At 38.4% G+C, this 25,742-nt stretch carries 19 protein-coding genes; 13 read left to right on the plus strand and 6 right to left on the minus strand.

Annotated elements, in window-relative coordinates; genetic code table 11:
- Positions 1-88: 88 nt before the first annotated feature.
- From J2Y40_RS06740 to J2Y40_RS06760, 5 genes are all read left to right on the plus strand, one after another.
- Complete coding sequence (locus J2Y40_RS06740) at positions 89-2,185, plus strand: S8 family peptidase (protein ID WP_309997953.1); 2,097 nt, start codon at positions 89-91, stop codon at positions 2,183-2,185.
- Positions 2,186-2,506: 321 nt separating this feature from the next.
- Entirely contained in the window at positions 2,507-4,636 is a 2,130-nt protein-coding gene (locus J2Y40_RS06745) for a S8 family peptidase (RefSeq protein WP_153399397.1), read from the plus strand.
- Positions 4,637-4,940: 304 nt separating this feature from the next.
- Positions 4,941-7,049: a S8 family peptidase gene (locus tag J2Y40_RS06750; protein WP_309997956.1), complete on the plus strand. Its 2,109-nt coding sequence runs from the start codon at positions 4,941-4,943 to the stop codon at positions 7,047-7,049.
- 75 nt (positions 7,050-7,124) lie between these two features.
- On the plus strand, positions 7,125-9,197 hold the full coding sequence (locus J2Y40_RS06755) for a thiamine pyrophosphate-dependent enzyme (RefSeq protein ID WP_309997958.1): 2,073 nt from the start codon (positions 7,125-7,127) through the stop codon (positions 9,195-9,197).
- Between the two features lie 114 nt (positions 9,198-9,311).
- On the plus strand, positions 9,312-10,340 hold the full coding sequence (locus J2Y40_RS06760; protein WP_153399391.1) for a bestrophin family protein: 1,029 nt from the start codon (positions 9,312-9,314) through the stop codon (positions 10,338-10,340).
- A gap of 18 nt (positions 10,341-10,358) precedes the next feature.
- On the opposite strand, the gene J2Y40_RS06765 is transcribed toward J2Y40_RS06760, so the two are convergent.
- Entirely contained in the window at positions 10,359-10,817 is a 459-nt protein-coding gene (locus J2Y40_RS06765; RefSeq protein WP_153399389.1) for an Lrp/AsnC family transcriptional regulator, read from the minus strand.
- 157 nt (positions 10,818-10,974) lie between these two features.
- Between J2Y40_RS06765 and J2Y40_RS06770 the strand changes: the two genes are divergently transcribed.
- Positions 10,975-12,201, plus strand: coding sequence for an aminotransferase class I/II-fold pyridoxal phosphate-dependent enzyme (locus tag J2Y40_RS06770; protein WP_153399387.1), 1,227 nt, complete (start codon positions 10,975-10,977; stop codon positions 12,199-12,201).
- 39 nt (positions 12,202-12,240) lie between these two features.
- Here J2Y40_RS06770 and J2Y40_RS06775 read toward each other — a convergent pair whose 3' ends face one another.
- Entirely contained in the window at positions 12,241-13,245 is a 1,005-nt protein-coding gene (locus J2Y40_RS06775) for a glycosyltransferase family 2 protein (RefSeq protein WP_153399385.1), read from the minus strand.
- Positions 13,246-13,448: 203 nt separating this feature from the next.
- On the opposite strand from J2Y40_RS06775, the gene J2Y40_RS06780 reads away from it, so the two are divergent.
- Entirely contained in the window at positions 13,449-14,372 is a 924-nt protein-coding gene (locus tag J2Y40_RS06780; protein WP_309997966.1) for a hypothetical protein, read from the plus strand.
- Between the two features lie 63 nt (positions 14,373-14,435).
- Here the strand turns inward: J2Y40_RS06780 and J2Y40_RS06785 are convergent, their stop codons facing one another.
- On the minus strand, positions 14,436-14,855 hold the full coding sequence (locus J2Y40_RS06785) for a branched-chain amino acid ABC transporter substrate-binding protein (RefSeq protein ID WP_231128775.1): 420 nt from the start codon (positions 14,853-14,855) through the stop codon (positions 14,436-14,438).
- A gap of 60 nt (positions 14,856-14,915) precedes the next feature.
- Positions 14,916-16,082, minus strand: a complete 1,167-nt coding sequence (locus J2Y40_RS06790) for a class I SAM-dependent RNA methyltransferase (RefSeq protein ID WP_153399381.1) — start codon at positions 16,080-16,082, stop codon at positions 14,916-14,918.
- A gap of 137 nt (positions 16,083-16,219) precedes the next feature.
- On the opposite strand from J2Y40_RS06790, the gene J2Y40_RS06795 reads away from it, so the two are divergent.
- On the plus strand, positions 16,220-16,945 hold the full coding sequence (locus J2Y40_RS06795) for a class I SAM-dependent methyltransferase (RefSeq protein WP_153399379.1): 726 nt from the start codon (positions 16,220-16,222) through the stop codon (positions 16,943-16,945).
- Positions 16,946-16,947: 2 nt separating this feature from the next.
- Positions 16,948-17,673, plus strand: coding sequence for a ZIP family metal transporter (locus tag J2Y40_RS06800; RefSeq protein WP_153400029.1), 726 nt, complete (start codon positions 16,948-16,950; stop codon positions 17,671-17,673).
- A gap of 226 nt (positions 17,674-17,899) precedes the next feature.
- On the opposite strand, the gene J2Y40_RS06805 is transcribed toward J2Y40_RS06800, so the two are convergent.
- Positions 17,900-19,306, minus strand: coding sequence for a hemin receptor (locus tag J2Y40_RS06805; RefSeq protein WP_309997969.1), 1,407 nt, complete (start codon positions 19,304-19,306; stop codon positions 17,900-17,902).
- Positions 19,307-19,335: 29 nt separating this feature from the next.
- Positions 19,336-20,442 (minus strand): prolyl-tRNA synthetase, encoded by a 1,107-nt coding sequence (locus J2Y40_RS06810; protein ID WP_153399376.1) that lies wholly within the window; start codon positions 20,440-20,442, stop codon positions 19,336-19,338.
- A gap of 144 nt (positions 20,443-20,586) precedes the next feature.
- Here J2Y40_RS06810 and proS point away from each other — a divergent pair, with 144 nt between their 5' ends.
- From proS to J2Y40_RS06830, 4 genes are all read left to right on the plus strand, one after another.
- Positions 20,587-22,062 carry a proline--tRNA ligase gene (gene proS, locus J2Y40_RS06815; protein ID WP_153399375.1) on the plus strand — a complete coding sequence of 492 codons (1,476 nt, stop codon included), beginning with the start codon at positions 20,587-20,589 and terminating at the stop codon, positions 22,060-22,062.
- 115 nt (positions 22,063-22,177) lie between these two features.
- Positions 22,178-23,494 (plus strand): OmpA family protein, encoded by a 1,317-nt coding sequence (locus J2Y40_RS06820; protein ID WP_153399373.1) that lies wholly within the window; start codon positions 22,178-22,180, stop codon positions 23,492-23,494.
- A gap of 116 nt (positions 23,495-23,610) precedes the next feature.
- Positions 23,611-24,939 carry an Nramp family divalent metal transporter gene (locus J2Y40_RS06825; protein WP_309997976.1) on the plus strand — a complete coding sequence of 443 codons (1,329 nt, stop codon included), beginning with the start codon at positions 23,611-23,613 and terminating at the stop codon, positions 24,937-24,939.
- A 170-nt stretch (positions 24,940-25,109) separates the two neighbouring features.
- Entirely contained in the window at positions 25,110-25,646 is a 537-nt protein-coding gene (locus tag J2Y40_RS06830; RefSeq protein ID WP_153399370.1) for a nucleotide exchange factor GrpE, read from the plus strand.
- The last annotated feature ends 96 nt before the right edge of the window (positions 25,647-25,742 follow it).

Consider the following 25,742-nt stretch of genomic DNA (forward strand, 5'->3'; position numbering starts at 1 on the left):
AAAATTGCTAAAAACAGATAATTTAACAAAATAAAACTTGCGTAATATTTAACTTTTTATAGATTTGTCCTGCAACAAAAATATCAACATGAAAAAACATTTATTTCTAGCAAGCACTCTGATTGCTTTTTTAGCAGGTGCACAAAAAAATGACGCATTAATGCGTGAGTTCGAAAACCAGAACAACAAAAACAGCGAAAAATTTGATGCTTACATTTCGAAAAACTACGGGACTAAAAAAGACTCCAAAACACAGCATGAAATTGAAGAGAAGAAAAGCCATCTTGCCGGATTTCTGGGTGAAATCCCCTATTTCTATGAACTTCATGATATAGACCAGATTAAAAACTCAAATTCTGATTTTCTTCAAAATGGAACCATTGCAGGACTGAACGGGTCTTTTAATGGTGAAAACATTAAATTTACCGTATTTGACGGCGGAAGAGTTTATGCAGCACACAATGTATTCAACAATGCAACCGGTCGTGTTACCAATAAAGAAGCCGGCACAATGAATTACAGCGCGCATGCCACAGCTGTTTCCAGTTTCATAGGAGGTAAATCATTCGTTTCTTCCAATAAAGACATCCAGGGTATTGCCAAGAACTCCACTTTTGATTCTTATGCATTCATGACATCAAAACTTCCGGGCAACACTTCAGAAAGTAATGTTTTTCAAAAAATAATAACCGCACAGCCTAAAATATCCAATCACTCCTATGGAACCAATTTAGGTTGGGATTACCGTCCTGTAAATGGCTCTTATGCATGGATATGGAATGGTTATTACAACAACGGGACATCTTATAATGCCCAAGGAACCTACTTAAACAATGATGAAAATTATGATAAAATTGTCTACACCAATCCTTCTTATATTATTGTAAAATCTGCCGGTAACTCTTATGGCATGACACCATCATCATATGAGACTAAATACTATCAGAATTCCTCTGGAAACCTTGTAACGTTTGGTTTCATGTCTTCCAACGTTCCTACAAAGAACTGTAATTCAGGATATGACTGTATCGGAACCGGCTCGCTGGCTAAAAATATTATCGTTGTTGGAGCTACAGATATCCTTACTGCTTCCAATAAAAGATACAGCAATGCTTCCAGCGTCATCAAATCCAGCTACAGCAGTGCAGGACCAAGAGATGACGGAGGGATAAAGCCTGACATTACAACAGTCGGCACTAACGTAGGCCATGCTTCTACAGCTGAAAATACTACAGGAAGCACCACCTATGGTTCAGGCAGTGGAACTTCTTATTCCGGACCTATTGTTACCGGAATTATAGGACTTTGGACGCAGATCAATAAGCAGTTATTCAATGGTGCTGAATTTAATGCGGCTTCTGCAAAAGTACTTATGATTCATTCCGCATCTGAAGCAGGAAATATCGGACCGGACCCTCATCACGGATGGGGATTCATTAATGCTAAAAAAGGGGCAGAATTATTGGTAGGAAAGTCCAACGGTACGGTTCTATTTACAGACGAAACCTTAAATAGCGGTGTAGCTAACAGAAAAACAATTACAGCTACCGGAACAGAACCTCTTAAAGTAACGATTTCATGGATCGATCCAGCTTACAAGGTACCCAACTATCAAACTTTTCAAGAATTACACAACGTAAGAACATCTACTTTAGTAAATGATATTGATCTTAGAATTATTGACACCTCCAATAATACAGTTTATTATCCTTGGAAACTGGATCCGGCTAATCCGCTAACAGCAACTAAAGCTGATAATAAAGTAGACAATGTAGAACAGGTAGTCATTGATGCTCCAACTGCAGGAAGATCTTACAGAATAGAAATTACCAATAAAGGAAATCTGGTTAACGATTCCGGTGCTAATGCTCCTCAAAACTATTCTATTATGGTAACCGGCTACAACAGCCAGCAAGCGCCAGCATCCAAATCAGTTACCAATGAAAAACCTCTGAACAGTAATATCAGTATCGTTCCTACACTAACAAAAAGCACTGTAAACGTACTGAATGCTCCGGAAAAATCAGTATTTAACCTATATGATCTATCAGGAAAAAAACTACATAGCGGAACAATCAACCGTGGAACAGAATCTATAGATCTTTCATCTTATCCTAATGCCATCTATATTATAGAAATCAATACAGGAAAAGAAACTGTTTCCAAGAGAGTTATTAAAGAATAGTAAATCAACATTTCTCACTTTCCAACCCGTTTCTGCAATTGCAGAAACGGGTTTTTTGCTATTATAAATTCAAAGCACAACACCAATATAACCATAGCAAGAATTAGAGTTCAATAGAATTTTCAGTAAAATACAAGCAGTACAACTTTTACAAATACATAAAACATATAGAATTAAAAAAACTAATAAAAATAATCCATTACCATTATCAAACAACAATAAATCAACAAAATATTAGAATTATTTACACGAAAAACCTAATTTATAAATATTTAACACTATATTTAACCCGTTATAATTTTTAATATTTTATCAGTTATCATGAAGAAACATTTACTTTTGGTCAGCACTTTAGCTTTTGCTTTAATAAGTGCTCAAAACAATGAAGGATTAAAAAGAGAGTTTGAGAAATTAAACAGAGAAAATAACGCAAAGTTTGACTCTTATGTAATTAAAGCATTCGGAAAAGAGAGAAATGCTGAAACACAGAAAAAAATAGATGAGATGAGGGCGAATCTGGCTGGATTTTCAGGAGATGTACCCAACTTTTATGAGACTGATGACCAAAATCAAATCTTCAATAATAATGTTGATGCTTTAACAACTGTAGGTGGTGTAAATGGATTAGCTACAGCTTTTAATGGAGAAGGAATCAAGTATACCATTTTTGACGGAGGCAGAATTTACGCTCCCCATCCTGCATTTGATAATGCACCCAACAGGATAATTAATATGGAAGCTGCTACCAATGATTACAGCAGTCACTCTACTGGTGTTGCCAGCATCATAGGAAGTAGATCAGTCCCTCTTACGCAAAGAGACGAAAATAATAATATTATAGCAACCGGAAACACAAAAGGTATTGCTCTGAATTCCACAATGGATTCTTACAGATATTCGACCACTGTACTTCCCGGAGGAACAGTTGCCAGTACTGTTTTCGAGAAAATTTTAATTGCACAGCCTAAAATCTCCAACCACTCTTACGGAATAAATCCGGGCTGGACTTATGGTACTACATCAACAGGGTATCCGAATAACGCATGGTACTGGAATGGAAATTATATTTCCGGCAATAACTATAACCTGATGGGAACCTACTTCCAAAACGATCAGGCTTATGATGCCATTGTGTACAACAATCCGGCCTATACCATCGTAAAATCTGCAGGAAACTACTTCGGATATGGCCCAGGCTACTCAAATACGACAACCAACAGTTATTATAGCACATCAAGCGGGTATGCTGCCTACCCTGCGGGCTCAGCCCCTGAAGCTAATTGCGCCCAGGGTTTTGATTGTATTGGTTATGGATCGCTGGCTAAAAATATTATTGTTGTAGGAGCTACAGACATTATTACATCAAATAATTTTCGCTACACCGCCCCAACTGATGTGGTAAGATCCGATTACAGTAATGCAGGGCCTAGAGACGATGGGGGTATTAAACCTGATATCGCCGCTCCCGGAACTGGTATCTGGATGGCCTCTACAGCTGAAAATACTACAGGAAGTGTTACTTGGCAGGTCAACAGCGGTACTTCTATGGCTGCTCCTCAGGTAGCTGGAATTATCGGTCTTTGGATGCAGATTCACAAATCACTTTTCAATAATGCTGAACTGAATGCTGCAGCGTCTAAAACATTAATGGTACATTCAGCAGCTGAAGCTGGAAACGTTGGGCCTGATCCATGGTATGGCTGGGGATATATTGATGCCAAAAAAGGAGCAGAACTGTTGGTAGGAAAATCCAATAATTCAGTCATCTTCAATAATGAAACGTTAACCAGCGGGGTTGCTAATCAAAAAACAGTTACCGCGTTAGGAAGCCAACCATTAAAAGTGACCATTTCATGGATTGACCCTGAATATAAAGTAACCTCAAACCTATGGTCAAATCTATATAACAATAGAGTTTCAAGATTAGTTAATGACCTAGATTTAAGAATCATAGATACTACAAACAACACTGTTTATACGCCATGGAAACTAAACGCCACCAGTCCAATGACGCCAGCCACAAAAGGTGACAATACAGTGGATAACGTTGAACAAGTTGTTATTGATAATCCGGTAGCAGGAAGAACTTACAGAATTGAGATAACCAATAAAGGAACACTTGTTAATAATGCGGCAACACCTGTATTGACAACGCAGAACTACTCAATTATTGTTACAGGACAGACACAAACTAATTTAGGAACTAATGAAACCAGCGCTTTAAGCGGTCTTGCTATAGCACCAAGTATTACAAAAGATATTGTAAACATATTAAAAGCTCCTAAAAAATCAACGTTCACCATCTATGATCTTTCCGGAAAGAAATTACAAAACGGAACGATCAATAGTGAAAAAGAAACGATAGATCTCTCTTCTTATACTAAAGGAATTTACATCATTGAAATAAAAACCAACAAAGATGTTATTTCTAAAAAAGTCATCAAGGAATAATCATTAATTATAATATTGTCTCAAAAAGGGATATTAACAAAAATGTTAGTATCCTTTTTTTTGCAGTACGTTTTGGGCAAAATAGGGTAAAGAAAAAGGATAAAACGAAGGTATTTAACCCATTTTTTACAAAATTAAAATCATTGAAAAATATCATATGTTTAAAATTTTAAATAAAAAAATTAAAAATACATATACAATTTAAACTAAAACTCACATAATTCACACAAAATAAAGCAACATAATGTTTAATTTATATATTTAAAAAAAATAAACCGCAATTTTTTTTAAACCTATAAACTTTATGAAGAAAATCTTTATTTCAATCAGCATATTAGCTGCTTTTTTCACATTTGCCCAGAACCATGATGATGCTCTGATAAAAGAGTTTGAAAAACAAAGGCTGGAAAACAATGAAAAATATGAAACTTATATCTCAAAACGTTATGGATTGAACAGATCCCCAGAGATGATAAAAGAAATTGAGGAACAAAGAAGTAAGCTGGCAGGGTTTACTCCAGGAGGCAAACCCTATTTTTTACAGAACCAGGACATGGATCAAATTAAAAATTCCAATTCTGATTTTCTCCAAAATGGTACTGTAAATGGATTGACGGGATCATTTAATGGTGAAAATATCAAGTTTACTGTTTTTGACGGAGGCAGAGCATTTGCCGGTCATGTTCTTTTCAACAATGCTCCCAACAGAGTTACCAATAAAGAAGCAGCCACAATGAATTACAGCGATCATGCAACTGCTGTTACGAGTTTTATCGGATCAAAAGATTATCCCTTTACATTCCAACTCAACAACGGAGGAACCCATCCGGTCAATTTTAAAGGAATTGCTCCTAATGCTACCTTCGATAATTATACGTTCAACAATAGTACTTTGCCGGGAAATACTACCGAAAGTAATGTATTTCAGAAAATACTGACTGCTGCACCGAAAATTTCCAATCATTCTTATGGTACAAATATGGGGTGGACAGATACTGTAGTTCCCGGAGCTTATTTCTGGACTGGATATTACAATGCCGGAACATCATATGATATACAAGGTACTTATTTTATCAATGATCAAAATTACGATCAGATTGTATACAATAATCCGTCCTATGTTATTGTAAAGTCTGCCGGTAATTCCTTTGGAATGGGACCCAATGGCAACTCTGTTCCCGGATACTATGAAGATGCTTCAGGTAATCCTGTACAGTTTTCGGCAACGGATGTCTTACCTCCCAACAACTGCTCACAGGGTTATGATTGTATCGGAACAGGTTCTTTAGCTAAAAATCTGATTATTGTAGGTGCTACTGATATTATTACTACTAATGATAAAAGATATACCGCAGCTGCTGATGTAATACATTCGGAGTACAGTAGCGCAGGACCAAGAGATGACGGAGGAATAAAACCCGACATTACCACCACAGGAACAGAGGTAGCTCATGCATCTACCAATGAGGACACTACGGGAAGCAATAGCATATCTGTTGGAAGTGGCACATCATATTCAGCACCAATAGTAACGGGTATTATTGGTCTCTGGATGCAGATTTATAAGCAATTATTCCCTACCCTTGAGCTTAATGCAGCTTCCGCAAAAGTGCTTACAATCCATTCAGCTTCTGAAGCCGGCAATATCGGTCCGGATCCTTGGCACGGATGGGGTTACATCAATGCTAAAAAAGGAGCCGAGCTACTTGTAGGAAAATCAAACAATTCCATCATATTCAATGATGAAACTTTAAATAATGCGGCAACCAATAGAAAAACGGTACAGGCATCTGGAACAGAACCTCTTAAAGTAACCATATCATGGATAGATCCGGCATATATAATTCCGCAAAATCTAACGTGGCAAGATGTACATAATAATAGAGCATCTAAATTAGTTAATGATCTGGATTTAAGAATCATTGACACACAAACCAATACAATATACTATCCGTGGAAACTGGATGCCAACAACCCTATGTTTCCTGCTTCCAAAGCGGATAATCAGGTTGACAATGTAGAACAGGTAGTTATCGACAATCCGGTGGCAGGAAGAAACTACAGAATTGAAATTACCAATAAAGGAACTTTAAGAAACAGTACCGGCGGTAATGCTCCCCAGAACTATTCAATTCTTGTGACAGGCTATACATCTGTTTTAGGAACCCAGGAAGCAGGAAGTGTAAGAGAATTGGCAATAGCACCAAGCGTTACAAAAGATATTGTAAACATATTAAAAGCTCCTAAAAAATCAACGTTCACCATCTATGATCTTTCCGGAAAGAAATTACAAAACGGAACAATCAATAGTGAAAAAGAAACGATAGATCTATCTTCTTACACTAAAGGAATTTACATCATTGAAATAAAAACCAACAAAGATGTCATTTCTAAAAAAGTGATCAAGGAATAGTCTTCCAACTCAAAGATTTCACACAAAATACTAACACTTGTTAGTATTTTGTTTTTTTATGTATATTTGCTATCTATGGAAAATACACTTCACGAAAAGGTTTCTCAGGATATCCTGCTAAAAGCATACAATCATATGATGCTGGCTAAGGCAATGGCAGACATCTATGAAGAAAACAGAAATATATGTAAATATGTTCATAGTACTTCAAGAGGTCATGAAGCTATTCAGCTGGCTACCGCATACCAATTAAAAAAAGAGGACTGGGTTTCGCCTTACTACAGAGACGAAAGTATTCTTTTAGGAATCGGGTTTGAACCTTATCAATTAATGCTTCAGCTATTAGCTAAGGCAGAAGATCCTTTTTCAGGAGGAAGATCGTATTATTCCCATCCTTCAAGCAGAGACGAAGATAAACCTAAAATCATTCACCAGAGTTCAGCCACAGGAATGCAGACAATTCCTACCACTGGTGTTGCTCAGGGAATAAAATACATTCAGGAATTCAATTTACAGAATTTCGAAAACAATCCGGTTGTTGTATGCAGTCTTGGAGACAACTCGGTAACGGAAGGCGAAGTGAGTGAAGCTTTACAATTTGCAGCCTTACATCAGCTTCCGATCATATTCCTCGTACAGGATAATGAATGGGGGATTTCCGTAACCAAAGAAGAGGCAAGAACCTGCGACGCTTACGATTTCGTGGCTGGATTTACCGGTCTTAGCAGAATGCGTGTAGACGGAACAGACTTCGTGGAAAGTTTTGAAGCGATGAAAAAAGCGGTTGATTTCGTAAGAAATGAAAGAAAGCCTTTAGTAGTTTGTGCAAAAACTGTACTTATCGGGCATCATACTTCAGGAGTAAGAAGAGAATTCTACAGAGATGAAGAAGATTTAACCAAACATAGAGCAAAAGATCCTGGAGAAATTCTGAGAAAACATTTACTGGAATCAGGAGCAGATGAGGATCTTTTAAAACAGATCACGAAAAAAGCCCGTCTTGAAGCTGAAGAAGCTTTCGAAAAAGCAAAAAATGCTGAAGACCCAAAACCTGAAACGGTTATGCAGCACGTTTTCGCCCCTACCCCTATAACTGAAGAAACAGGAACCCGAGAACCTGCAGACGGTGAAAAAATCGTTATGGTAGACGCAGCCATTCACGCGATCCAGGAGCTGATGTGGAAACATCCGGAAGCATTGCTATACGGACAGGATGTTGGGGAAAGAATCGGAGGAGTTTTCCGTGAAACCGTTACTTTAGGAAAAAAATTCGGAAATAAGAGGGTATTCAATACAGCTATTCAGGAAGCTTATATCATAGGCTCCACTACAGGAATGAGTGCTGTTGGATTAAAGCCGATTGTTGAAGTTCAGTTTGCCGATTATATTTATCCTGGAATCAACCAGTTGATCACAGAAATTTCAAAGTCAAGCTACCTAAGTGGCGGAAAATACCCCGTCAGCAATATCATCCGTGTACCGATTGGTGCTTATGGCGGAGGTGGTCCTTACCATAGCGGAAGTGTAGAAAGTATCTTAGCTAATATAAAGGGAATTAAAATAGCTTACCCAAGTAACGCTGCAGATTTCAAAGGACTTTTAAAAGCCGCTTATTATGACCCGAATCCAGTTGTTATGCTGGAACATAAAGGTCTGTACTGGAGCAAGGTTCCCGGAACTGAAGATGCCAAAACCATTGAACCTGCAGAAGATTATATCCTACCTTTCGGAAAAGGAAAAGTAATTATTGAAGCTGATCAGAACGAAACCGAAAAAGGCAGAACATTACTTGTAGTTACTTACGGAATGGGCGTTTACTGGGCTAAAGAAGCTGCTAAGAACTTTAACGGAAGAGTTGAGGTTATAGACCTTAGAACTTTAATTCCATTAGATGAAGAACTTGTGTTTGAAAGAGTAAAAGCACACGGAAAATGTATCGTTCTAACTGAAGAACAGCTTAACAATTCATTCGCAGAAGCTTTTGCACACCGTATTTCTAAAAACTGCTTCAGATATCTGGATGCTCCGGTAGAAACCATGGGATCACTGAATGTTCCGGCTGTTCCAATCAACCTTGTTCTGGAAAAAGAAATGCTTCCGAATGCTGAAAAACTCAGCATTAAAATAGAAGAAATGCTTAATTATTAAATATTGAAACCTCTGAAAAATCAGAGGTTTTTTTTATTAATTTTAATAAACAGAAGGGTGCCTCATTTTTGGTATCCATTTTGTTTATATGCACATCAAATTTCCTGAAGCATTATGATCACAACGAAATATGTCAATTACAGACAGGTTCTCAATCTATCCGGCGCTCATCTGATCCTGATCAGCATATGGTGTACCCTGATCGCCGTTCTTTTTTATTTTTTCAATTGGGAGTGGATGATCATACCATGGGTTCCCGTAGCTTTGATTGGTACAGCGGAGGCCTTTTTAGTAGGTTTTAAAAACAACCAGGCTTACGACAGACTTTGGGAAGCCAGAAAGATCTGGGGAGGCATTGTGAATTCCAGCCGGTCTTTTGCTTCAATGATCTATGCGTTCGATACAAAGAACGAAGAAATAGGAACCTTTGATCTTGAAGACCGGAAAAGGAGAATTGTCTACCGTCATATTGCGTGGCTCTATACTTTCCGTGAGCAGCTTCTGGTTCCTACCGAATGGGAGCATATCAGCTCGGAAAATAAATTCGGAAATATAAACCTGAGAAGAAACAGACTAATTAAAGCTGGTTTTCCCGACTACGGAAGAGCTCCTATTTTCCTGCACAAATATCTTTCAGAAGAAGAATATGATCTTAAGGATGATTATAAAAACTTTGCCACTTATCTGAACTCACAACAGGCAAAAGACATCAATGAATTAAAAAATATGAATGCTATCACAGAATTCAATCAGATGCAGCTCCAGACCTGCCTGAATGAATTCTACGGTTTTCAGGGACAGGCGGAAAGAATTAAAAAATTCCCTTCACCAAGACAGTTCGCCAGTACAGCATTTGTCTTCAATATTCTTTTTATTATGCTGCTTCCGTTGGGACTTGTTAATGAATTTGCTAAACTCGGAGATTTTGGAATCTGGGCTTCTATTCCTTTTTGTATCATCATCGGATGGATTTACATCATCATGGAATTGGTGGGAGATTATTCTGAAAACCCTTTCGCCGGGCTCATGTTTGATGTCCCAATGCTTTCGATATGCAGAACCATTGAAATTGACCTACTTCAAATGACGGGAGAAACCGACCTTCCTGAACCCATTGCATCGAAACACGGAGTTTTAATCTAAGCGCCGGAATTTCAATAATTAAAGCTCAATAGCCGTTGTATTTTTCACCTCAGAGATCATAAATGAGCTGTGAGTACTCGCAATATGTTGCAAAGCGGTCAGTTTGGTTAGCATAAAATTTCTGTAATCCTGCATATCTTTCACCCCTATTTTAAGAATGTAATCATAATCTCCACTTACATGAAAACATTCTGTAACCTCGTTAAGGTTCATGATTTCCTTTTCAAACTGCATCACAAATTCCTTTTTGTGCTGCGTTAATTTTATATGACACAGTACAATAAAATCCCGGTTTACTTTATGCCGGTCAAGAAGAGCTACATACTTTGAGATCACGCCCAGATTTTCAAGCTTCCTTACCCGTTCGTATACGGCTGTAACAGAAAGTCCAAGCTTGTAAGACAGTTCTTTGGTGGTTTGCTTGCAGTCTTCCTGAAGTAACACGAGCAGTTTTTTATCTGTTTCATCAAAATTCATAGATGTTTTTTTGGAAAAAGTTTAACATTCTCAAAGATAACAAACATATTTTCTAAGTAAAACGGAATTAATAGATTTATATTCTACAAATTTAAATTTATATTGTAATAATTCTGAAAACAAAGCATATTTAGGCCATCAATAAAACTTAAAGCTTATGGAAAATTTTAATGCGGCGAATGAGATTCAGGATCTTCAGTATTTTGGTGAATTCGGAGGAGTAAATCCTTCGATCTCTGACAGCTCTACTTATACTTTTCTTTCTGCAAAAACCATGTTCGATACTTTTGAAGGAAATGCAGAAGGATGCTATTTATATTCCAGACATTCATCCCCGATGAATCTTTATCTGGCACAGGCTTTGGCTAAAATGGAAAACACCGAAGCAGCCAATGTAACAGCATCAGGTATGGGTGCTATTACGTCAGTTTTGATGCAAATCTGTAAAAGCGGAGATCATATTATTTCCAGCAGAACCATTTATGGAGGAACGTATGCTTTTTTAAAGAACTTCCTGCCTCCTTTCAATATTGAAACCACTTTCGTAGACATCAGCAATTTTGAGTCTATCGAAAATTCCATAAAGCCAAGTACTAAAATCATTTACTGCGAAAGCGTAAGCAATCCGCTTCTGGAAGTTGCAGATCTGAGAAAACTTTCTGAAATCTGTAAAAAACATGGTTTACAGCTGATCGTAGACAACACCTTCTCCCCTCTTTCCGTTTCACCGAAATTACTGGGAGCAGATATTGTGATCCACAGCCTTACTAAATTCATCAATGGAAGCAGCGATACTGTTGGCGGAGTATACTGTGGAAGCCAGGAATTTATTAATGATACTAAAAACGTAAATAACGGAGCCTGCATGCTTCTGGGACCTACCATGGACAGCTTCCGTTCGGCAAGCATCCTGAAGAACCTGAGGACACTCCACATCAGAATGAAACAACATAGCTACAATGCCCTATACCTTGCTGAAAGGTTTGAAAAAGATGGTTTAAAAGTATCTTACCCGGGGTTAGCTTCTCACAAAGATCATGAACTGATGAAAAGCATGATGCATGAAGACTATGGGTTCGGCGGACTGCTGACATTAGATGCCGGAACAACCGATAAAGCCAATGAACTCATGGAAATGATGCAGCAGGAAAACTTAGGATACTTAGCGGTAAGCCTTGGATTCTATAAAACCTTATTCTCATGTTCCGGAAGTTCAACCTCATCAGAAATTCCTGAGGAAGAACGTGAAGCCATGGGAATATCAGACGGACTTATCAGATTCTCTATAGGCCTGGATCAGGATATAGAGAGAACTTATCAAAAAATGCGGGAATGCATGCTGAAAACAGGCGTTCTCAACCATGAAACTATATTCATATCTTAATTTATTGTTACAAAGGCTGTCGGAATTTTCCGGCAGCTTTTATTTTGTATGGAAATGTTTTGGAAAAGCCTCTTCCGGCTTCATTCTGAAAACATTCAGTAATATCCACGATTTTAAAAATCCGTAACCATAAGAAAACATCTGGATATAGGTGGAAATGACTGCCATTCCGGCAATACTTATGTTCCGGGTAACAATCAGTGCATGAAAAAGCACCATGAAAGTATACAATCCATAAAAAGCCAGGATAATTCCCCTTTGCATAAGAAAATACTCAAGGAAGCCTAAAATATATCCCAAAAGAAACAAAGTAGGAAAAGCAAAGGACATTTTCACATAATTCGGATGCCTTTGATTAAGGATAGGTCTTGCACAGCCAAACTGATATACCTGCTTGGAAAATTTTCCAAAGTCCACCCTGCGTTTATGGTAAACAGCAATATCATCAAAAAAAGCGGTTGTAAAGCCATTTTCCCAAAGAGTCATCGACAGATCCGGATCTTCACCTATTCTCATTTCGGAAAAACCACCTACTTTTTCAAAAACAGACTTCTTCACTCCCATATTAAAGCTTCTCGGCTGGAATTTAGAAACAGATTTTTTACTTCCTCTAATCCCGCCGGTTGTAAAAACAGACGTCATGGAGTAAGAAATGGCTTTCTGCATCAGGTTAAAACCTTTATGAGCCTTATCTGCTCCCCCGAATGCGTCACACGGAATGGTTTCTATGTCTTTTTTGATATTCTCAATATAGTCTTTCTCTACGATCACATCACTGTCAACAAATAGCAGCCAGTCATTCTGAGCCCGCTTTGCTCCGTAATTTCTGGTAAGACCCGGTCCTGAATTATCTTTACGGAAATATTTGACATCCAGCATTCCCTCAAAATTATGTATGGTGGGTTTAAGATCTACAAAGGAACCGTCATCTACAATAATCACCTCAAACTCTTTATCTGTCTGGTGTGACAGAGAATTCAGCAGCTCAAAAAGTTCATCTTTTCGGTTGAAAATAGCAACGACAATGGAAATAGTAGGCTTCAAATTAAAAATTTTTCAAAATTACTTATTCACAGAAGAACCCGCAAACACTTTGCCATAGATTATCCAACATTTTTTAATCAGAACAAAAAAAATACTCATAAACAATTATTTAAAATATAATTCATACATTGTTGATTAATTATTAGTTATATCTAACTTATAATTCTTAATTTTGAAGAATTTTATAACCAAAAGTACAATTTATGAAAACAAATTTAACATCTATCTTATTAGTCTTCAGCATTTTTTCATACGCCCAAGTTGGAATAGGAACAAATACGCCTAGCGGAGCATTTCACGTAGATGGGAGTAAAGACAATGCAGCTTCTCCTACCCCTGCCCAAACAGCCAACGATTTCATTGTTACCTCTGCTGGATCTGCAGCCTTAGGAACGATAACACCGGATGCTTCAGCAAAATTTCAGGTGGATGCTACCAATAAGGGGATGCTTATTCCTCGCATCAGCCTATCTACTCCTACAGATGGAGTGACAATTCCTTCTCCTGCCAAGGGTCTTATTGTTTATAATACCAATGTTACAGTGAATATGGAAGAAGGGTTTTACACCAATTACGGAACTCCGGCATCTCCCCAATGGATCACTTATCAGCAGCGTGACAAAACAGCCTGGAGGCTTGACAACGTATTTGACGTTACGGCAGCTGCTCCTGTTGATCAGCCAGTTACTGTAGGGACCACAGTAAATAATCTCAATTTAGGACTAAACATTACCATCACCATTCCACCATTTACTCAGGCCAAGCTGGTTACCACTTACAGTGTTCCCATAGGTACTACTACCATATCAACCAATTTCGGGGGATATTTCGGGATCAGATTTTTGAAAAATGGATCAGAACTTCCGGCCGGGTCCAGAAAATATACAGTTCCCGCTGTTTCAACAGGAGTAGCATCAAGAATGGCCTCAGTAAATGCAACAGTAGGTGATACTGTTGTTAATAATACAGCTACCCCAATCAACGTTATTTATGCTTTAAATGGCTATGTAGAACCTACTGCGGATACTTCAACCATCAGATTTAACATGTGGGCTACTGCGGATCCGAATTTTAACTGGGGAAGAGGATATATGTCTGTTCAGATGTTTACCAAAACAACTTTATAAAATAGTACTGTCTGAAACCAGTTTTTACAATACTTAAGCTCCTTTTTCAGGGAGCTTTTTTATTTAAACAAACAGACCGGATTTAAAGTAAATACACAGAACCAGTGAAATAAAAAACAAGATTACTGAACCACTGAAGAGAAGCAGCCTGAACAGACTTTTAAAATAATAAAGCTCTGCAATGTATAAAATAAAAAACAGGATGCCTGAAACCGCAATCCCGATTAGTGAAGCAATAATAAGAGTCTGGCTGTAGTTTTCCGGCGGAAGCGGATCTTTAAAAACAAAAAACAGCAATACAGAAGCCGCAACAACAAAAGCAGCACTGGCTTTTTCCGTAAGATATTTTATTTTTTTATTCTTCTCAGGTTGGTCATCATAATGGTGATTGGATGATGATGTTCCTCCTAGTGAAATAAGATTCGATATAAAGTCTATAACATCTACAAAATCCAGGGCCATAGTGTATTTGAATTTAGACAAAAATAAAAATTCTTTTCATAAAATAATAAAAAAAACCTTCCGGGATGGAAGGTTGATCTGTTATTTAGGGTTTTCAATTTTATGAACTTTCTTTGTTCCCTCATACATTTCGTACTGCAGGAACCGTGTTTCCAGTTTTCCGTTGAAAAGCTTAATCTTTCTGGATGGACGAAGCCCAATTTTTTTCACCGCTTCAAGGTCCGAAGAAATCAGCCATGCCAATGTATTTGGATAATGGGTTTTGAAAGTATCTCCTATTTTCTTGTAGAAATCGTCATCATTGATAGAGATTCTTTCATCATAAGGAGGGTTAAATACCATCAGTAAAGGGAAAAGTTCTTTTTTAGAATCAAAGAAGTTTTGTTTTCTTACTTCAATCACGTCTTCCATTTCTGCCGCTTCAATATTCATTCTCGCTGCGTTCAGCATACGGGCATCAATATCATAGCCGACAATTTTTCCGGTAAATTCTTTTACTCTGTTGATGCGGAATTCTTTGATCTTGGCAAATAAATCAGCATCATAATTTTTCCAGTTCTGGAAAGCAAATCTTTTTCTGAAAGTCTGTGCAGGAAGATCCATCGCAATCATTGCAGCTTCAATCAGAAGTGTTCCCGAACCGCACATCGGATCAAGGAAATTCCCTTTTCCGTCCCATCCTGCTAACTGAAGCATTCCACTGGCAAGAACCTCATTAATAGGCGCCTCGCCCTGCTCCTTCCTGTATCCTCTTTTAAACAAAGCGTCTCCGGAAGAATCTAAAGAAATGGTAATCAGCTCACGATCGATATGCAGGTGAAATTTAATATCCGGCGATCTTGTTTCTACATTAGGACGTCTCTTGAACTTATCCTGAAAATAGTCTACAATGGCATCTTTCATTTTAAGGGTCACAAACTGTGAATGCTTAAATGTTTCTGAATTCACTGTAGCATCAATGGCAAAAGATTGATCAACATCCATGAATTCTTCCCAGTTTACCTTAAAAAGTCTATCGTAAAACTGATGCTGGTTGAACGCTTTAAATTCATGAATCGGGATCAAAATTTTCAAAGCTGTTCTCGCCGAATAATTTACTTTATAAAGAAAGCCAAGGTCACCCTCACAATTAACCGCTCTGTTTTTCACTTCTACCTTTCTTCCTCCTAATTTTTTGACTTCTTCTGCCAAAATCTGTTCCAGCCCGAAGAATGTTTTTATCTGAATCTGTAGATTTTCTGTATCCATAATTAAGGTGCTAAAAGATTTAATGATTTAAAAATTAAAAGATTAGCTATCAAAATTCAAAATTCCATTGATCCTGTCAATCTTTCAAAATGCAAATACTTTGCTTTTAACAGCGCAAATTTAGTTATTTTTGTATTATGGAATGGTTTGAATCTTGGTTTGATACCCCTTATTATCATCTTCTCTATAATAACAGAGACTATACAGAAGCGGAAAACTTTATTACAGCACTCACGAAAGACCTTCAGCTTCCGCCTTCATCCAGAATCATTGATCTGGCCTGCGGAAAAGGAAGACATTCTGTTTTTCTGAATAAACTGGGCTACGATGTACTGGGACTTGACCTTTCCAGACAGAGTATAGAATTTGATAAGCAATTTGAAAACCAGACGCTTATTTTCGACGTGCATGATATGCGAAATCCGATTGATGCTGATCCTATGGATGCAGTCTTCAATTTATTTACAAGCTTTGGATATTTCGACAATGAAAATGACGATAAAAAAGTCTTTCAGTCTGTGTACAATGCCCTGAAATCCGAAGGATACTTTGTTCTGGATTATCTGAATGAAGAATACGTGAGAAAAACTTTAATTCCTGAAGCCTCCGTAAAACGCGGTGATATTGAATTTAAGATCCTTAAAAAGATCGAAGGCAGGCATATTATCAAAGACATTCGCTTTGAAGCAGACGGAAAACCTTTTCATTTCTTTGAAAAAGTAAAACTTCACTCACTGGAAGAGATCCATTCTTATGCAGCAGATTGTGGTTTCGAAAGAATAAAAGTCTGGGGAGATTACCAGTTAAATGAATTCTCTAAAGATATCTCACCAAGATGTATTAATTTATTTAAGAAAAAATAATGATGACGGTATTTTTACTGATCCTAAGTGTGATCGCAGGAGTATTTCTCGGAAAACACTTCGGGAAGAAGGAAAAACTGGCCAAAAATCTGCTGGTTCTGAGTGCAGGATTCCTGATTACGATCTGTCTGAATGAAGTGTTCCCTCAAGTGTATACCTCCGAAGCAGGCAGTAATCTTGGAATATTCGTGATTGCAGGGGTTCTTCTGCAGATGATCCTTGAAGCGCTGACAAAAGGCTTTGAGCATGGTCATTTTCACCATCACAATGAGCACAATATTCTTCCGGTAGCCTTAATGGTAGGGTTATTTGTTCATGCCTTTATTGAAGGAATTCCTTTAGCTAATGAAGAGCACGAGCTTTCACCTTATCTCTTGGGAATTCTATTTCATAACCTTCCTATTTCATTTATTCTTGGGGCCTTTTTATTCAACAGAAAAAATGAATCCAAAGGATCATCATATCCGTCACTCCTGATTGTTGCTTTGTTTGCTCTGGCTTCGCCTATGGGAATGCTTTTGGGGAATTACTTCAATCCGGATCTTCAGCCCTATTTTCTGGCCATTGTAGGCGGAATTTTTCTTCATATCTCATCTGTTATCATTTTTGAAAGCAACAAAAACCATAATATTGACTGGATCAAGATCGGACTGGTCATTGTAGGGGTTTCTCTCGCTCTGGTTATGCATCTTTTCCACAGCCACCCTCATGCGGGACATCATCATTAATATCAGTCAGGTTTGAAGCACGTAGATGGAAGGAGGAAGTTATGAAGATCATCCATAATAAAAAATATTGACCTGTTTTTATCTTTTTTAAGTAGCCTTCAATATCTATAATTAAAAGTAGCTGTCAGTCTCCTTCTTTCAGCATTTAATCTTAAAATACGCCCAATAAAAAAGCTCCGGACAATGTCCGGAGCCTCAATTTAATCACTCATTACACAATCTGGAATTAGAATTTCCAGCCGAATGTAACAAAGAAGTTATTTCTGTTATTTTTCACATCAGTTACTACAAAATGATCTGATCCTAAGATTCTATTACTAGAATAATAAGCTGTATCTGTAGCAGGATCTCCCGTTTCAATCCCTCTTAAATAAGGATTGCTATAGCTGGAAGTAACATACTGATAAGATGCATCAATATAGAATGACTTGAAATCATATCCTAATCCGAAAGAAGCCAGGTTTCTGTCATTCAACATCATATTGCTGTACGATCTGTCCGCAACAGAAGCATCAGGATTCAGCTGACTTACCGTTAAAGCATCAAAAGGATTGGATGTATAAGAATATCCACCTCTTAGTCTGAATTGTTTGATTCTGTATTCCGCACCGATTCTTACTTCTGAAATATTCTTATAATTATCTTTAAAGAAGCTGTTCAAATCACTTTCTGTTCCGGAATATACCTTATACTTAGGTCTTGTAACCCCTAAGGTATAGTCCACATTCAATGAAAAGTTTTTGCTTGCTACAAATGCTGCACTCACAGTGGCTTTAAGCGGCGTGGTCAATTTCTGATTCTCTCCACCGATACCATCTCCCCGCTGAGGATCATTATAGAAGTTATATTCCCTGTCAATAGACCAGAAAGTAGGCGTTTCAATGGAAGCTCCTACTCTGAAATTAGGATTTAACTTTCCGATAACCCCTAGTGAAGCTGAAAAACCTGTAGATCTTTCAGAAAAAGGAGTATTCTGTCTGTCGAAAAACTCTAAAGATCCGTTATCAACCATCTGAAAAGCAGCTGTATCATACTGATCAATAGATGCTCCGAAGAAATTTAAGCCGGCACCAAAATATACACTATGATTATAATTCGCTCCAACCCCAAAACTTGTTTTGGAAAGATTTCCGTATCTGTTATAAGCATGACCCGCTAATGATGCACTTTTACCATCATTGAAATCTGTGATAAGGTTATTACTTCCAGAGGATTCTATATAATTATCTAATGATTGATTGGAATAGTTGATCCCGATATTGACAAACTTCCAGGCTGTCTCAGTCATAAGCGGGAAGGTAATTACCCCTCCGATATTCCCTACATCAGTGTTTGTCTTGCTATAATTTACTGTAGAACCGTTCCAGGTACTTTTATTCCTATTTCCTGCAATGGATAAAGTTCCGGAAACTTCACTTGAAATAGCAACCCCTAAACCAGCGGGGTTAGTAAGCAAGGAATTGGCATCACCTCCCAAAGCTCCGTTAGATCCTGCCATTGCATTGAATTTTGCAGAACCTGTCATAGAAGAACCGGAATAAGCCTCTACAGTATTCCTTAATACAGAAACATCCTGAGCCTGCGCAAAAAAAGCTGCAGCAATGCCCGTTAATACTAAAGATTTTTTTAACATTATTCTTTTAATAGTTATTGAGTTTATAATTATCTGCCGCCGCTTCTGAAACCGCCGCCACCGCCGCCGCCTCTAAAACCGCCACCGCCGCCTGAAGAACCGCCTCCTCTGAAGCCTCCTCCTGAGCTGCTGTTATTGAAGCCTCCGTTCGATCTGAATCCACTGTCATTCCTGAACCCTCCATTATCTCTCTGCGGAGTGTAATTAGGTCTTGGCTGAGAATTTGAATTACGGAATCCGCCAGACTGCTGAGATTGATTTCTGAATCCTCCATTCGTGTTTCCTTGTCTGAAACCACCGTTTGAATTCCCTTGTCTGAAGCCTCCATTCGTATTTGAATTACGGAATCCGCTGTTTGAGCTATTGCTGTTTCTGAAACCGTTGTTTGAACTTCTTACAGCATCTCCACTGTTTCTGAATCCGCCTCTGTAAGTATTGGTATTGTATACCGCATTGGTTAAGCCAGGATTACTGAAGCCTCCTCCGCCGCTTCTTCTGTAAATGGGTCTGTTATAATATCCGTGGCCCCAGTAACCACCACCCCAATAAGGGTAGCCGTAACCTCCGCCCCAGAACGGATCATAATATCCTCCCCAGTAAGGTGAGTAGCCATATCCCCAGTATGGGCTTCCCCATCCGATAGAGCCTCCCCAGCCCCAACCGAATGATCCACCCCAACCCCAGGATAATCCCATACCCCAGCCACGGTTCCAACCCCAATAAGGGTTATAGCCTCCATACCATCCCCAAGGATTTCCCCATCCCCAGGAATTGTCATAATAGTTAGTCTGTGAGCCGGCAAAATTACCCCAGTCTGAATCTGTAGCATTCATATTCAGGTTAACATCACTCCATGAATTGTATCTGTTATCACGCTCCTTCGCATTAGCCTCTGCATTTTGAATCACATTGGAATCCTGATAATAATCGTAATTTTCGCCTACTCGGTTTCCGCCATCATTGATAATTACTCCTTCTGGCAGCGTATCTTTATTCGGGTCATAGTACACCCCGTCTGTCTCTGTGTATCCGCCCATCTGAGCGCCACAAGACACAAGCAGCAATCCGCCCGATATGGCTAAAATCCCTTTGGACTTTAACAAACCAAGCAAATTTTTATGTATATTTTTTTTCATGATAACGTATAAATTTTTAATTTAAATTATATTTGCAATCTGTACCAAAAATGTACCAAACACTGGTAAAAAAATCTATCAAAAATAGATCTTTATTTTTAGATTACAATAATGTACAAAAGTTAAAAAAATTTTAAAAAAATAATGGCAAAATTAACCTCAAGAAGCGAAGATTACAGCAAATGGTATAATGAGCTGGTTGTAAAAGCTGACCTAGCTGAAAACTCTGGAGTGCGGGGATGTATGGTGATCAAACCGTACGGCTATGCAATCTGGGAAAAAATGCGTGATGAAATGGATAAAAAATTCAAAGAAACAGGTCACGTAAATGCTTATTTCCCGCTTTTTGTGCCCAAAAGCTTGTTTGAGGCTGAGGAGAAAAATGCAGAAGGTTTTGCTAAAGAATGTGCAGTGGTTACCCATTACAGATTAAAAACAGATCCTGACAACCCTTCTAAACTTATTGTAGACCCGGATGCGAAACTGGAAGAAGAACTTATCGTACGTCCTACCTCTGAAGCCATCATCTGGAACACTTATAAAAACTGGATCCAGTCTTACAGAGACCTTCCGATCCTGATCAACCAATGGGCTAATGTTGTACGTTGGGAAATGAGAACCCGTCTATTTTTAAGAACGGCAGAATTTTTATGGCAGGAAGGGCACACGGCACATGCTACCAAGGATGAAGCTGTAGAAGAGGCTGAAAAAATGAACCAGGTATATGCTGATTTTGCGGAAAACTTCATGGCTATGCCAGTAATTCAGGGGTTGAAAACACCTTCTGAAAGATTTGCCGGTGCTGATGAAACCTACTGTATTGAAGCCTTAATGCAGGACGGAAAAGCTCTTCAGGCCGGTACATCCCACTTTCTGGGACAGAATTTCGCAAAAGCTTTTGATGTGAAGTTCACCAATAAGGAAGGAAAAATTGAACACGCATGGGCAACTTCATGGGGAACATCTACCCGTCTGATGGGAGCTTTGATCATGACCCACTCTGATGATTTCGGTTTGGTGCTTCCTCCTACTCTTGCACCGATCCAGGTTGTAATTGTTCCAATCTTTAAAGGAGACGAACAGCTTGCGCAGATCAGTGAGGTGGCGTTGGATATTCAGGCTAAATTAAAAGCTAAAGGAATTTCTGTGAAATTTGATAATGATACTCAGAACAAACCGGGCTGGAAATTTGCAGAATATGAACTGAAAGGAGTTCCGGTAAGAATTGCAATGGGACCAAGAGATTTGGAAAACAAGTCTGTTGAAATTGCAAGAAGAGACAATCTTACCAAAGAAGTACGTTCAATTGAAGGACTGGACAGCTACATTGAAGAGTTACTACAAACCATCCAGAAAGATATTTTTGAAAAGGCATTAAACTTCAGAAAAGATAATATCACGAAAGTGGATACCTACGAGGAATTCAAAACCGTTCTTGAAGGAAAAGGAGGTTTCATCTATGCACATTGGGACGGAACAGCTGAAGAGGAAGAGCAGATCAAGGATGAAACGAAAGCCACAATCAGATGTATTCCTTTAGATGATGACATTGAAGAGGGAATTTCCATGATTTCAGGAAAACCTTCTAAAAGACGTGTATTATTCGCAAAAGCTTACTAATAATTTTGTTAATTTCCAAAAATTTAGACGAAATTCAAATAAATATTTAAAAAAAGTGACATTTGGACAGATTTTTGTTTAAATTTATGGAACATTAATCTCAAAATAATTTATTATGTCTTTAAATGTCATTGATTTAATTAAAGGACAGCTAGGTCCGGCTTTGGTTTCACAAGCAGCTTCCCAGTTTGGAGAAAGTGAATCCGGTATTTCAAAAGCAATTGGAGGTTTACTGCCTGCTGTGGTAGGAGGACTGGCAAACAACGCAGACAATCCGGGAGTTTTAGATGCAATAACCGGTGCTTCGTCAAGCGGAATTTTAGGAAATTTATTAGGAGGTGCTTCTAATAATCCTATGATATCTAACCTTCTGACTTCCATCTTTGGAGATAAAGTAGGCGGAATTGTGAACTCTATTGCCACTTTTGCAGGAATCAGCAATAACTCATCCAGTTCACTGCTGAATCTGGTAACAGGAGCTACGGTAGGTTCTATAGGTAAGTATGCTGCAGATAATAATCTGGATAAATCTGGTATTTCAGGCTTACTGAATGACCAGAAAGGTATTATTTCTTCATTACTGCCTGCAGGACTTTCTCTTGCATCACTGAATATCGGCGACTGGGCTAAAGGGTACAAGTTTGGTAATGACAACGATACCGCAACAGCTGCAGCCAGTGAAGAGCCTAAAATAGAGGTAACAAGAAGTACTACACCTACAGGAACAGATCCTGACAGAAATAACAACAATGAAGGCGGAGGTTCAATCTGGAAATGGTTGCTTCCGCTTTTACTGTTAATTGCCGCCGGCTATTTCTTATGGAAGCAATGTGAGAAAAAACAGACCACCACAACTACTACAGCAACAGATTCTACAGGATCTTCTATGGATTCATCTACGGCAGCCACTCCACCGGATACTTCTGCTTCTACAACAGCAGCTCCGGCAGCCACCAAGACAGATGAAAACATCGATCTTAATGGGGTTATGCTGAAAGGATACAAAGGAGGAATGGAAGACCAGATGATTGCTTTCCTAAAATCAGGAGGATATAAAAATGCCGCAGATGATGCTGCCTTAAAAGATAAGTGGTATAATTTTGACCATGTAAATTTCAAAATGGGAAGCTCTACTGAACTGGAAGCTGGTTCTCAGGGACAGCTTGATAATTTAGTAGCAATTCTAAAAGCATTCCCTGAAGCTAAAGTTAAAATCGGAGGTTATACTGATAAAACAGGAAATGAAGCAGCTAACCTGAAATTATCTAAAGAAAGAGCTGAGTTCATCAAAGCTGCTGTAACAAAAGCAGGTGTAGGCGCTCAGGTTCTGGAAGCTAACGGTTACGGAAGTAAATTTGCTACGGTAGACGCTAAAGCTTCTGATGCAGAAAGAGCTGCAGACAGAAAAATGGCGGTAAGATTCGCAAAATAATTCTCTTTAGAATTAATAAAAATAGGATCCCGGAAAGTAATTTTCCGGGATTTTTCTTGTACTTATTCTTGTATTTACATTTATTTAATTAAATTTGTTAGTCATTTCTAACATTTATGAATTTCAATATAAAGAACGCCTGGCGAAAAGAGAAAACCGCTCATTCACTTCCTGAGGTCTACTCCTCGATTAAGGTCCCTAAAAAAGCGACCTTCTGGAGGAAGTACCTTGCTTTTGCAGGTCCCGGACTCATGATTGCTGTAGGCTATATGGACCCCGGAAACTGGGCAACTGACATTGCCGGAGGAGCCCAATTTGGATATACTCTGCTTTCGGTTATCCTTATTTCTAATATTTTTGCCATGGTTCTCCAGCACCTTTCCGTAAAACTGGGGGTGGTTGCAGAAAGAGACCTTGCGCAGGCCTGCCGAGACCACTTCAGCCCTACCACTAATTTTATTTTATGGATATTCTGTGAAATTGCCATCGCTGCCTGTGACCTCGCCGAGGTCATTGGTTCCGCCATTGCATTAAACCTCCTGTTTCATATTCCTCTGACCTGGGGAATCGTTATTACCACTGTAGATGTTCTGATTATCCTGCTTCTTCAGGCCAAAGGTTTCCGGTGGATCGAAAGTATTGTAGGAGGGCTTATTTTCATCATCCTCTCCTGTTTTGTCTATGAAATTGTGATTTCAAAACCGGCATTTAATGAAATTCTTGGCGGATTGGTTCCTCAGAAAGAGATTATTCAGAATCCGGCTATGCTATATATTGCAATCGGAATTCTGGGAGCCACTGTAATGCCTCATAATCTGTACCTGCACAGCAGCATTGTACAGACCAGAGATTATACGCGGGACCGGGAAGGAAAAAAAGAGGCTATCAAATTTGCCACTTTAGACAGTACGGTTTCATTAATGCTGGCATTTTTCATCAATGCTGCTATTCTTATCCTTGCTGCGGCAACATTCCACACTACAGGAAATGAACATGTAGCAGATATTCACGACGCCTATAAAATGCTCACCCCTATTTTAGGAGTTTCTATGGCAAGTATAGCCTTTGCTATTGCGCTTCTGGCATCAGGGCAGAATTCTACCCTTACCGGAACTCTTGCCGGACAGATCGTCATGGAAGGTTTTTTAAACATCAGGTTAAAGCCATGGCTAAGAAGGTTAATTACAAGACTAATTGCGGTTATCCCGGCTCTGATTGTTGCTATTATTTATGGTGAACAGGGAACTACGGATCTGCTGGTACTGAGTCAGGTTATCTTGTCCATGCAGCTGAGTTTTGCAGTGGTTCCGCTCGTTATGTTTACGAACGACAAAGCCAAAATGGGTGAATTTGCCAACAAGCCTTTCCTTAAGGTCTGTGTATGGGTTATTTCCGTGATCATTATTATTCTGAATCTATATTTATTGTACCAGACGTTTACATGAGAATAATGAGTAATCATTGAATGATTGTTTGAGCTGTTAAGAAATTGACTATTCACTATTCACTATTCATCATTGACATTTTTTTCTCTTCTCTTTTTTCTGCCTTAATGTCCTGATTTTTCCATTTGGCAGAATCTTTGTCAAACCATTGTGTAAATAAATATTGAATTATGGAAAATCAGGATATTAACGAAGAAAGCATCAATAATCAGGAAGAGAACAATATTCAGAATGAAACAGCATCTGAAGACAATGTGACAGCTTCACCTTCTGCAGAGGAACTTTTGGCAGAAGAAAAAGACCGTTACATCAGATTGTATGCTGAATTCGAAAACTATAAAAAAAGAACGGCTAAAGAGAAGATGGAATTCTTCCAGTATGCCAACCAGGACATGATGGTTTCTATGCTTGGAGTTTTAGATGACTTCGAAAGAGCATTGAAAGAAATCGCTAAGAACGGGAATCCAGCTGATCTTCAGGGTGTGGAACTTATCTATCAGAAATTTAAGAACAGACTGACGGAAAAAGGCTTAAAAACAATGGAAGTAAAAGCCGGTGACAGCTTTAATGTAGACTTCCATGAGGCGATCACACAGATTCCAGCCCCATCAGAAGATCTGAAAGGCAAAATCGTAGATGTTATTGAAACCGGATATACCCTGAACGATAAAGTAATCCGTTTCGCAAAAGTAGTAACAGGAAACTAATATTAATCATGATAAATGATGAGAGATAATTGATTAGCAAATGCTTTAAGCACTACGCCATAGACATCAATTATCATTTATCAGTAATCAGTTATA

This window comes from Chryseobacterium sp. 2987 (assembly GCF_031456375.1).
Taxonomy (GTDB): domain Bacteria; phylum Bacteroidota; class Bacteroidia; order Flavobacteriales; family Weeksellaceae; genus Chryseobacterium; species Chryseobacterium vaccae.